Origin of the sequence: Catellatospora sp. NPDC049609 (assembly GCF_040675365.1) — a bacterium.
Taxonomy (GTDB): domain Bacteria; phylum Actinomycetota; class Actinomycetes; order Mycobacteriales; family Micromonosporaceae; genus Catellatospora.
The window spans coordinates 1-10814 of record NZ_JBFAOU010000230.1; the positions used below are offsets into that span (position 1 = coordinate 1).

12 protein-coding genes are annotated in these 10814 nt (G+C 71.9%); 3 read left to right on the forward strand and 9 right to left on the reverse strand.

Annotation, left to right across the window (positions count from 1 at the left end; genetic code table 11):
* Window positions 1–152: 152 nt before the first annotated feature.
* Both AB0J67_RS35985 and AB0J67_RS35990 read right to left on the reverse strand, forming a co-directional pair.
* Window positions 153–566 (reverse strand): hypothetical protein, encoded by a 414-nt coding sequence (locus AB0J67_RS35985; protein WP_363489392.1) that lies wholly within the window; start codon window positions 564–566, stop codon window positions 153–155.
* A gap of 15 nt (window positions 567–581) precedes the next feature.
* On the reverse strand, window positions 582–833 hold the full coding sequence (locus tag AB0J67_RS35990; protein WP_363489414.1) for a hypothetical protein: 252 nt from the start codon (window positions 831–833) through the stop codon (window positions 582–584).
* A gap of 201 nt (window positions 834–1034) precedes the next feature.
* Between AB0J67_RS35990 and AB0J67_RS35995 the strand changes: the two genes are divergently transcribed.
* A complete protein-coding gene (locus AB0J67_RS35995) occupies window positions 1035–2561 on the forward strand; it encodes a DUF6350 family protein (RefSeq protein ID WP_363489394.1) in 1527 nt (508 codons plus the stop codon).
* Between the two features lie 40 nt (window positions 2562–2601).
* Here the strand turns inward: AB0J67_RS35995 and AB0J67_RS36000 are convergent, their stop codons facing one another.
* A complete protein-coding gene (locus AB0J67_RS36000) occupies window positions 2602–2883 on the reverse strand; it encodes a CD225/dispanin family protein (protein ID WP_363489396.1) in 282 nt (93 codons plus the stop codon).
* A 185-nt stretch (window positions 2884–3068) separates the two neighbouring features.
* A complete protein-coding gene (locus AB0J67_RS36005) occupies window positions 3069–4100 on the reverse strand; it encodes a DUF4190 domain-containing protein (protein ID WP_363489398.1) in 1032 nt (343 codons plus the stop codon).
* 183 nt (window positions 4101–4283) lie between these two features.
* Here AB0J67_RS36005 and purN point away from each other — a divergent pair, with 183 nt between their 5' ends.
* Together purN and purH are read left to right on the forward strand one after the other, a co-directional pair.
* On the forward strand, window positions 4284–4889 hold the full coding sequence (gene purN, locus AB0J67_RS36010; protein WP_363489400.1) for a phosphoribosylglycinamide formyltransferase: 606 nt from the start codon (window positions 4284–4286) through the stop codon (window positions 4887–4889).
* Window positions 4890–4947: 58 nt separating this feature from the next.
* The gene (gene purH, locus AB0J67_RS36015) at window positions 4948–6525 is read left to right on the forward strand and encodes a bifunctional phosphoribosylaminoimidazolecarboxamide formyltransferase/IMP cyclohydrolase (protein ID WP_363489402.1); all 1578 of its coding nucleotides are present in this window, start codon (window positions 4948–4950) and stop codon (window positions 6523–6525) included.
* An 80-nt stretch (window positions 6526–6605) separates the two neighbouring features.
* On the opposite strand, the gene AB0J67_RS36020 is transcribed toward purH, so the two are convergent.
* The 5 genes from AB0J67_RS36020 to AB0J67_RS36040 form a co-directional block, all read right to left on the reverse strand.
* Window positions 6606–7649 carry a dipeptide ABC transporter ATP-binding protein gene (locus AB0J67_RS36020; RefSeq protein ID WP_363489404.1) on the reverse strand — a complete coding sequence of 348 codons (1044 nt, stop codon included), beginning with the start codon at window positions 7647–7649 and terminating at the stop codon, window positions 6606–6608.
* Window positions 7633–8670, reverse strand: coding sequence for an ABC transporter ATP-binding protein (locus tag AB0J67_RS36025; RefSeq protein WP_363489406.1), 1038 nt, complete (start codon window positions 8668–8670; stop codon window positions 7633–7635). Before AB0J67_RS36025 ends, AB0J67_RS36020 begins: the two co-directional genes overlap by 17 nt.
* Window positions 8671–8674: 4 nt before the next feature.
* On the reverse strand, window positions 8675–9649 hold the full coding sequence (locus AB0J67_RS36030; RefSeq protein ID WP_363489408.1) for an ABC transporter permease: 975 nt from the start codon (window positions 9647–9649) through the stop codon (window positions 8675–8677).
* A 14-nt stretch (window positions 9650–9663) separates the two neighbouring features.
* On the reverse strand, window positions 9664–10593 hold the full coding sequence (locus AB0J67_RS36035; RefSeq protein ID WP_363489410.1) for an ABC transporter permease: 930 nt from the start codon (window positions 10591–10593) through the stop codon (window positions 9664–9666).
* A gap of 31 nt (window positions 10594–10624) precedes the next feature.
* Window positions 10625–10814: hypothetical protein (locus tag AB0J67_RS36040; RefSeq protein WP_363489412.1), on the reverse strand; the 190-nt coding region annotated here is incomplete at its 5' end.

Below are 10814 nucleotides of genomic sequence, written 5' to 3' on the forward strand. Positions count from 1 at the left end.
TTTAATGATCCGGCCACCACCGAGATCTACACCGCACCTGTAACACTCTTTCCCACCCCGACGCTCTTCCGATCTGTCCTGGTGGCGGAACCGCGGCCGCAAATCGTATAGGGCGCCCTCCAGGCGGGAGGGCGCCCTTTCCGCGTACCCGGTCAGTAGTGGTAGTTGCTGGACATGCTGCCGCCGATGGCCAGCGCGGCGCACCAGGCCAGCGCGCCCAGCACGCTGATCGCGGTGAAGGCGATGCCCAGCCAGAAGCCGACCTTGCCCAGCGTCTGGTCCTGGCCGCGCTCGCGCGCCTCCTTCATGGACAGCCAGCCGAACAGGATGCCCAGCGGACCGCAGCAGGCGACCGCGGTGACGATGCCGATGATGCCGTAGAGCTGCACGTTGTCGCGCCCGCCCGGACCCGGCGTCTTCGCCGGCTCGTACGGCGACCCGGGTGGTGGCGGCGGTGGCGGCGGCCCGAGCGGCGGTGGCGACGGCGGTGGTGTCACCGGCGGCGGTGTCGTCGAGCCCGGCGTCGAAGCCGGCGGCTCGTACGGCGGCAGTGGCTCGTTCGTCATGGCGCCCCCAGCCCGTCAGTTCATCTTCCACTGGCCGCTGAGGTACTTCGGCCACACGAAGATGTCCCGGAGGATCGCCAGCACACCGAGCGCGATCGCGATGTAGCCGAGCACCGGCGACTTGCCGAACTGCTTGGCCTCGCGGACCGACAGCCAGCCGAAGACGATGCCGAGCACGCCGCAGCAGCACAGCGCCGTGACGATGCCGATCACGCCCCACAGCGTCACCTTGTCGCCCCCCGCCCGGGGAGCTCCCGCCGGCGGCATCCCCGGCGGCGGCGGTGGTGGCACCGGCGGCGGTGGTGGCGGCGGCGGGTTGGCCGGCGGCGGTGGTGTGTATGTCACGACACCCTCCCTCGAAGTACGACCTTGCACGCAGCGTAACCCTCCTAATGCACATACCGGGTCGAAATGGCCACGGGGTAGGGTTCGTAGTCAACTCCGCTCGTTTGTGGTTAGGTACCCCTGATGACGGAGCATGGTGAGTCCCTCGACACGCCGCCTGAGCAGCGGCGCGCGGAGTCCGGCGAGCGCGGGACCGCGCACCCGGGCCCGGCGTCCGAGGACGACGGCGCGGTGGGGGAGCAACCGGCAGCGTCCGACCGCGGGTTCCCCGACGGCGACGGCGCCGACGCGGAGGGCGCCCGGATCGCGGTCCGCGAGACGGTCAAACTGGACCTGTCGCGGCCGGCGGGTCCGGACCACGCGCCCGACCACGACGTCGCCACCATGGACACGGTGCTCATCCCGCACGGCAGGCCGGGCGAGGACATCTCGACCATGGACACGGTGCTGCTGCCGCGCGGCCGTCCGGCGGGGCCGCCGCGCCCGCGCGGCGCGCCGCTGCCGGTCGCGGCACTGGTCAACACCGGCTGGGCGGCGCTGCAGCTGCTGGTGCCGCTGACCCTGCTGACCGTCGCGGTCCGCGCCGCCGAGGGTCCGGTCGAGTGGGCGCTGTCGCTGCGCTTCGTGCTGGCGGGCTGGCTGCTCGGCCACGGCGTGCCCATCACCGTGCCGCTCAACGGGCAGCTCGGCACCATGGAGCTCGCCCCGCTGGCGCTCACCGCGCTCGCGCTGTGGCGGGTGAACCGGGCCGGCGTGCACACCACCCGGGCCATGGGCGCGCAGGGCAGCGGCTCGTTCCGAGACGCGGCGCTGGCCGCGGCCGCCGTCGGCGTGGCGTACGGCTGCTTCGGCCTCGCCGCCGCGGCGCTGGCCCAGTCGCCCGGACTGCTGGTGACGCCGTGGCGGGCCGGGCTGAACTTCGCCGTGCTGGGCGCGGGCGCCGGGGCGCTCGGCTCGCTGCGCGCGGGCGGCGTGCTGCGCCGGCTGGCCCGCGCCACGCCCGTGCTGCTGCGCGACGGCGTGCGGGCCGGGGTGGTCGCGGCGCTGCTGGTGCTGGCGGTCGGCGCCGGTGCCGTGGGGCTGGCGGTGGCGATCAACGGCGGCGAGGCGGCCCGGGACATGGCCGGCTTCTCCACCGGCGTGCTCGGCCAGGCCGGGCTGACCCTGCTGAGCCTGGCGTACGGGCCCAACTTCGCGGTCTGGGCGGCGTCCTACCTGCTCGGTCCCGGCTTCGCCGCGGGCACGCTGCCGATGACGCAGCTGCCCGTCTTCGCCGGGGTGCCGGACGGCCCGCTGCGGGGCGTCGGCTGGATGCTCACGGTGCTCCCGCTGCTGGGCGGGTTGGCCGCGGCGGTGCTGATGGCGCGCCGTCGGCTGCGCCCGCGGCGCTCGCGGCGCGGGGACGTGGTCACGCCGCACCCGCGCTGGCTGCGGATGTGCGGCTCGGCGCTGGCCGCGGGGGTGGTGGCGGGGGTGCTGCTCGCCGCGGCGGCGTACGCCTCGGGCGGAGTGCTGCCGGTGACCGGCGCGGTGCGCACCGGGCCCGTCGTGTGGCAGGTGGCGGCGATGTCGGCGCTCGTGGTGACGCTGGGCGGCCTGCTGGGGGTGGCCGGGTTCTGGAGCTGGCGGGGGCTGCGCCGCCGGGTTTGACGGGCGGCCGGGGCCGCCCGTCAAGACGCCGTGCGATCGATCAGTAGGTGCTGCCGATGCCCGCGCCGAGCACGTTCAGCACGATGACGCAGATGCAGCAGAGCAGGTAGAGGCTCGGGCCGATGATCAGGGCGAGCTTCGACCACTTCTTGGACTCGGCCGCCGCGGCCTGGGCGCCCGCGTAGTCGCCCGCCTGCAGCAGCGGGTTGACCTTGTTGGCGTTGATGATGGCGGGGATGGCCAGCGGCCAGAAGAGGAAGATCGCGACGATCGACATCGTCATGTTGTTGTCGATCTGAGGCTGCTGCGAGCCATAGGTCATTGCGGACTCCAGGGGTGTAGGCGGCTCGGGAGAGCCGGGTCAAACGACCGGAGTCTAATGGCACGCTGTGACGGATGTGACTGGTGGGACAGCCGGGATCTGCTGTCCCACCAGCCGAACGCGGCGCGTCCCGGCCGGCCGTGGTCGGCGGGCCGGGACGGGCCGGGGCGATCGTCGCGCTCGGATCAGTTGAACTGCTGGTACTGGTCGTAGACGCGGTCCTGCCAGCCGGTGGCGATGCCGCAGATGGCGGCGATCATCGCGATGACACCGAGCGCGATGGCGACCCAGCCGAGCCAGGCCATCGAGGCCGCGCCCTTCTTGACCTTGTTGAGGTGCATCGCGCCGAGGATGACCGCGGGGATGCCCCCGATGAAGGGCGCGCCATTGAGCCACGGGCAGCAGCAGCAGCCGGTGCCGATGATGCCGCAGGCGAGCGCGATCCAGCCGAGGATGTTGTTCTGCCCGCCCGCCTTCTGGTAGACGGTGCCCTGGCCCGGTCCCAGCGGCGGGGTGGGCGGCCCGATCGGGGGCGGTGGCGGCGGCGGGGGAGGCAGCGGCGTGCCGCCGGTCCCGTAGACGGTCCCCGGCCCGCCGTCGCGGTACGGCTCCGACACCGGTGGCGGTGGCGGCGGCGGCGCGGGCACCGGTGGTGACGGCTCGTGGGACGGCTCCGGCCAGCCCGGCGGGGTGGACGCGCCGCTGCCGAGCGAGGGCGGCGGCGGCACGGGTGGCATCGGCGGCGGCGGGCCGGGCGGGCTCGGCGGCGGGGGCGGCGTCGGCGGTGGCGGCGTCGTCGGATCGCTCATGGTGGGCGGCGGCTGGTACGACGGCGGCGGCGGGCTGAACGGGTTGTCCACGCTGCCGGGCGGCTCGGGCCAGGGCATTCCGCCGGCGGAGCCGGCCGAGGGCGCCTCGTGTGCGGCGGGCGTCGTGGGCGGCTCGTACGTGGCGGGCGTCGCGGGGGGCTCGTAGGTTGCGGGCGGCGACGGCGGTTCGGGCGCGGACGCCGGCGTCACCGGCTCGGGCGCGTCCGGCGACAGTGGTTCGGGGCGCCAGGTGGTGCCCTCCGGGGGCGGGGGCACGGGCTCGCCGGGAGGCGGGGGCACGTCCGGCGAGGGCGGGGTGGGCGGCTGGTCCTCCCGGGACGGCACGGGCGGCGGCCAGCTGGGGGGCTCCTCCTCCGGCCGCTCCGGCGGGTTCGGCGGTTGCGTCACGTTCGGCTCCTCGCGTTCGGCAGGACGTGCGGGGCACCCGGCGCGAAGGCCGAGGTCGACACGTGCTGGAATGCAGTTCTTCGCCCAATATCTACTTTCTTTGCGTGTTTGTCGGGCAAAACGCCGTAAACGGCTGTCATACCCGGCGGGGGACGGGCCCGGCCTGCCCGATAGGGTGCAGAGGTGACCGCTCGCCTCGTCGTCCTGGTCTCCGGTTCCGGTACCAACCTTCAGGCCCTGCTCGACGCCTGCGCCGACCCCGCCTACGGAGCGGCCGTCGTCGCCGTCGGGGCCGACCGCGACGGCATCGCCGGCCTCGCCCGCGCGCAGGCCGCCGGGGTGCCCACCTTCGTCGCCCGCGTCCCCGACTTCGCCGACCGGCGGGCCTGGGACGAGGCGCTCACCGAGCTCACCGCGGAGCACAAGCCCGACCTGGTGATCGGTGCGGGCTTCCTCAAGCTGGTGGGCGAGGCGTTCCTGGACCGGTTCGGCGGACGCTACGTCAACACCCACAACGCGCTGCTGCCGGCGTTTCCCGGCATGCACGGGCCGCGCGACGCGCTGGCGTACGGGGTGAAGCTGGCCGGGGCCACGCTGCACTTCGTGGACGGCGGCGTGGACACCGGCCCGATCATCGCGCAGGTCGCGGTGCCGGTGCTCGACGACGACACCGAGGACACCCTCTCCGAGCGCATCAAGGAAGCCGAGCGCGACCAGCTCGTCGACTACGTCGGCCGGCTGTCCCGCGACGGCTGGACCATCAACGGCAGGAAGGTGCGGGTGGGATGAGCCGGCGAGAGTCGTCGCCGGGCGCCCACCGCACCGGAGAGAAGAACGAGGCGGTGGCATGACCGAGGAGCGGAAGCCCATTCGGCGCGCGCTGATCAGCGTGTGGGACAAGACCGGGCTGGAGGGGCTGGCCGCGGTGCTGCGGCGGCACGGGGTCGAGATCGTCTCGACCGGCACCACCGCGCAGCAGCTGGAGACGACCGGCGCGCCGGTGACCCGGGTCGAGGAGCTGACCGGCTTCCCCGAGTGCCTGGACGGCCGGGTCAAGACGCTGCACCCGCGGGTGCACGCGGGCCTGCTGGCCGACGTGCGCCTCGACACGCACCGGGCGCAGCTGTCCGAGCTGGAGATCGAGCCGTTCGACCTGCTGATCTCCAATCTGTACCCGTTCTCTGAGACGGTGGCCTCGGGCGCGTCGATGGACGAGTGCATCGAGAAGATCGACATCGGCGGCCCGGCCATGGTGCGCGCGGCGGCCAAGAACCACGCCAACGTCGCGGTGGTCACCTCGCCGGACGCGTACCCGGTGGTCGTCGCGGCGCTGGAGGCCGGCGGCTTCACGCTGGGCGAGCGGCGCATGCTGGCCGCGCGGGCCTTCGCCGACATCGCCGACTACGACATCGCGGTGGCCAACTGGTGCGCCCAGGAACTGTCCCCGGCCGAGCCGGCCGCCGCCGACATGAGCTGGCCCGAGTACGCCGGTCTCGGCGTCTGGCGCAAGAACGTGCTGCGCTACGGCGAGAACCCGCACCAGGCCGCGGCGCTGTACGTCGACCCCGCCGCCGCGCCGGGCCTGGCCCGCGCGCAGCAGCTCGGCGGCAAGGAGATGTCGTACAACAACTACATCGACACCGACGCCGCCTGGCGCACCGTGCACGACTTCGCGGGCGTGCACGCGGTGGCGGTCATCAAGCACGCCAACCCGTGCGGCATCGCGGTCTCCCCGGTCTCCGCGGCTGACGCGCACGCCAAGGCGCACGCCTGCGACCCGGTCTCGGCGTACGGCGGCATCATCGCGGTCAACTCCGAGGTGACCGCGGAGCTGGCCAAGCAGATCGCGGAGATCTTCACCGAGGTCGTGGTGGCCCCGGCGTACTCCACCGAGGCGCTGGACATCCTCAGCACGAAGAAGAACCTGCGCATCCTGCAGGCCCCGGCGTACCGGCCGAACCGGGTCGAGCTGCGGCAGATCTCCGGCGGCATGCTGGTGCAGACCCGCGACGACTTCTCCGCCGAGGGCGACGACGCGGCGAACTGGCGGCTGGCCGCGGGCGAGCCCGCCTCGCCCGAGGTGCTCGACGACCTCGAGTTCGCCTGGGGGGCCGTGCGGTCGGTCAAGTCGAACGCGATCCTGCTGGCCAAGGACGGCGCCAGCGTCGGCGTGGGCATGGGCCAGGTGAACCGGGTGGACTCGTGCCGGCTCGCGGTCTCCCGCGCCGGTGACCGGGCGCGCGGCGCGGTGGCCGCCTCCGACGCGTACTTCCCGTTCGCCGACGGCCTGCAGATCCTGCTCGACGCCGGGGTGACCGCGGTGGTCCAGCCGGGCGGCTCGATCCGCGACGAGCAGTCCATCGCCGCGGCCAAGGCCGCCGGGATCACCCTCTACCTCACCGGCTCCCGCCACTTCGCCCACTGACCGGGCAGAAAAGCAGAGGCTCCGTCCGGGTGGACGGAGCCTCTTCTTTTCGGGGCGGGAGGAAGTGCGCCCGAGTCTGGTTACGCCACGACCTGGCGCAGTTCGGCGAAGTGGCAGGCGCTGGGGTGCGGCTCGACACCGCGGCGGATCAGCAGCGGCTCCTCGACCGAGCAGCGCTCCTGGGCCTTCCAGCACCGGGTGCGGAAGCGGCAGCCCGACGGCGGGTCGGCCGGCGACGGCACGTCGCCCACCAGGCGGATGACGTCGCGGTGCAGGCGGGCGTCCGGGTCCGGCACCGGCACCGCCGACAGCAGCGCCTGCGTGTACGGGTGGGTCGGCCGCTCGTAGATCTCCTCGTCGGTGCCCAGCTCGACCATCTTGCCGAGGTACATCACGCCGACGCGGTCGGAGATGTGCCGCACCACGGACAGGTCGTGCGCGATGAAGATGTAGGACAGGTTCAGCTCGCCCTGCAGCTTCTCCAGCAGGTTGATGACCTGGGCCTGGATCGACACGTCGAGCGCGGAGACCGGCTCGTCGCACACGATGATCTCCGGGCGCAGGGCCAGCGCGCGGGCGATGCCGATGCGCTGGCGCTGGCCGCCGGAGAACTGGTGCGGGTAGCGGTTGACGTGCTCGGGGTTGAGGCCCACGAGCTCCAGCAGCTCCTGCACCCGGCGCCGGCGGTCGCCCTTCGGCGCCACCTCGGTGTGGATCTCGTACGGCTCGCCGATGATGTCGCCGACGGTCATCCGCGGGTTCAGCGAGGTGTACGGGTCCTGCATGACCATCTGCACGTTGCGGCGCAGGCGGCGCAGCTCCTTGCCGCCCATCTTGAAGATGTCCTTGCCGCCGAGCACGGCCCGGCCGGCGGTCGGCGTCTCCAGCCGCATCAGCAGCTTGGCCAGTGTGGACTTGCCGCAGCCCGACTCGCCCACGATGCCCAGCGTCTCGCCGCGGTGCAGCTCGAAGCTGACCCCGTCGACGGCCTTGACCGCACCGATCTTCTTCTTGAAGAGGACGCCCTGGGTGATCGGGAAGTGCTTGACCAGGTTCTCGACCCGCAGCAGCGGCTCGCCGGACGGGCGCGGCGCGCCCTGGGCGGCGTCAGCGGAGTGTGCCATCGAGCATCTCCTTCGCGAAGTGGCATGCGCTGGTCCGGCCCTGCCCGAGGTCCAGCGAACGGGGTGTCTCAGTGGTGCAGACCGCCTTGGCGTACGGGCAGCGCGGGTGGAACGCGCAGCCGGCCGGCGGGCGCAGCAGGTTCGGCGGCAGGCCCTTGATCGTGGCCAGCTCGGTGCCCTTGGAGTCCAGCCGCGGGATCGAGTCGAGCAGGCCCTGGGTGTACGGGTGCGCCGGGCTCTTGTAGAGCTCGTGCACGTCGGCGTGCTCGATGATGCGGCCGGCGTACATGACCGCGATCCGGTCCGCGACGTCGGCGACCACGCCGAGGTCGTGGGTGATCAGGATCAGGCCCATGTTCAGGTCGCGGCGCAGGTCGGCGAGCAGGTCCATGATCTGCGCCTGCACCGTCACGTCGAGCGCGGTGGTGGGCTCGTCGGCGATGAGCACCTTCGGGTCCATGGCCAGCGCCATGGCGATCATGACGCGCTGGCGCATACCGCCGGAGAACTGGTGGGGGTAGTCCTTCACCCGGGCCTTGGCCGCCGGGATCTTGACCTGGTCCATCAGCTCGATCGCCCGCTTGGTGGCGTCCTTCTTCGACATGCCCGCGCGGGTGCGCAGCGTCTCGGAGATCTGCCAGCCGACCGGGAAGACCGGGTTCAGGGCCGACAGCGCGTCCTGGAAGATCATGGCGATCTCCTTGCCGCGCACCTGCCGGCGCTTCTCCTCCGGCATGGACAGCAGGTCGTCGCCCTTGTAGAGGATCCGGCCGCTGGGGATCTTCGCCGGCGGCATGTCGAGGATGCCCATGATCGCCTGGGCGGTGACCGACTTGCCGGAGCCCGACTCGCCCAGCACCGCGAGCGTCTCGCCCGGGTCCAGGTGGTACGACACGCCGTTGATCACGCGGGCCACGCCGTCGCGGGTGTGGAACTCGACGAACAGGTCCTTGACTTCGAGCAGGTGCTGCTGCTGAGCGCCGCGCGGAGCGTACGAGGATTCGACTCGGATGTCAGTCATGAGATCACCGGAGCTTCGGGTCGAACGCTTCGCGGATCTTGTCGCCCATGATGATGAAGGCGAGCACCGTCAGCGCGAGGAAGGTGGACGGGACGAGCAGCGGGATCGGGTTGGTGCGGACCAGGCCGATCGGGGACGCCTGCGAGATCTGCTGGCCCCACGACTGGGCCGGGGGCTCCAGACCCACGCCGAGGAACGACAGCGACGCCTCGGCCGCGATGAACGTGCCCAGCGCGATCGTGATCACGACCAGGAACGGTGCCAGCGCGTTGGGCAGGATGTGCCGCCACATGATGCGGCCGTTGCCCGCGCCCAGCATCCGCGCCGCCGCGACGTAGTCCTGCTGCTTGGCGGTGATGACCGACGAGCGGACGACGCGGGCGGCGGTGGTCCAGCCGAGGCCGCCCAGGATCAGCACGAACGCGGCGATGCGCGCGCCGTTGCCGCCCCCGGCGTTGTCGACCCGGTTCATCAGCACCAGGCCGGCGAGGATCAGCGGCAGGCCGAGCACGATGTCGACGATCCGGGAGATCACCGCGTCGATCCAGCCGCCGAAGAAGCCGGAGGTCAGACCTGCGGCGATGGCGAGGAAACCGGCGAACAGCGCGGAGAAGAACCCGATCATCATCGAGTTCCGGGTGCCGTAGATGGCCCGGGTGTAGACGTCGCAGCCCTGGTAGTCGTAGCCGAAGATGGCCGCCCCGCTGGGGCCGGCGTTCTGGTTCGACAGCGAGCACGCCAGCGGGTCGCCGCTGGTGAACAGGCTGGGCACGGCCGTGATGGTCAGGACGAGCAGGCCGATCGCGACGGCCACCCAGAACAGTGGGCGCCGGCGCAGGTCACGCCACGCGTCGGCGGTGGCGCTGCGCGGCTTGCTGGTCTCCATGGTGTGCGGCTGGCCCGGCGCGTTCGGCGCACCGGCCGGACCCGGCGTGGCGGTGTGCAGCTCGGTCGCGGTCACAGTCTCGAAATCACTCATTGTCTGTCTTCCGCCTACTCGTACCGGATCCGCGGGTCGAGCACCGCGTACAGCAGGTCCACGATCAGGTTGGCGACCAGGAACACCACCACCAGCACGCTGACCGTGCCGATGACGACCGGGGCGTCACCCAGGTTGAGGTTCTTGTAGAGCAGGTTGCCGACGCCCGCGATGTTGAAGACGCGCTCGGTGATGATCGCGCCGCCCATCAGCGAGCCCAGCTCGACACCGATGAAGGTGACGATCGGGATCAGCGAGTTGCGCAGCACGTGCACGCCGATGACGCGGCGGCCGGGCATGCCCTTGGACTTGGCCGTGCGCACGAAGTCCGCGCGCAGGTTCTCGGCGACCGACGCTCTGGTCAGCCGCATCGCCGTGGCCACCGAGAGCAGGCCCAGCACTATGCCGGGCAGGATCAGCTCGTACCAGGTCGGCGGGTTGTTCGCGGTGGCCGGGAAGATCGGGAACTTCACCGCGAAGAGCAGCTGTCCGATCGGCGCCAGCACCACGGTGGGGATGCCGATGATGACCAGGGTCAGCACCAGCGTGGAGTTGTCGAAGATGCTGCCGCGCCGGATGCCGGCGATCACACCGGCGGTCACGCCGAAGATGATCGTCACGAGGATGGCGATGGTCGCGAGCTTCGCGGTGGCCGGGAACGCATCCAGGATCAGGGTGCCGATGTCACGGCCGGTCAGGGACTCCCCGAGGTTTCCGGTGACCAGGTCACGCAGGTAGTACCAGTAGCGCTCGAAGAAGCCGTCGTCGAGGTGGAACTTCTCGATCAGCTGGGCGCGCTGGCTGGCGCTGACGGGCTTCTCGCCGGCCAGGTTCTGGATCGGGTCGCCTTCGCCGCCGGCGAACATGAGCGCGAACACGATGAACGTGGTCCCGAGGAAGACCAGGATCATCTGTAGCAGGCGCCGCACTAGATAGCGGAACATCGTCGAATTCTTCTCTCACCAGGCAGCCCGATTAGTACGATATGCGTTCTTCGTACCATGGTGCCGCGGTCGACGTGGTGGCAGTGCGCGGATCCCGGCCCTCGGGGCGGGGGATGTGGGCGGGGGCGGCGGCCAGGCCGGTGTCGTGGCGCAGCAGGACCGTGCCGGTGGCGGTCTCGCGTACGACGACCTCCCGGGCGGTGCCCGCGTGCGCGAGCCGC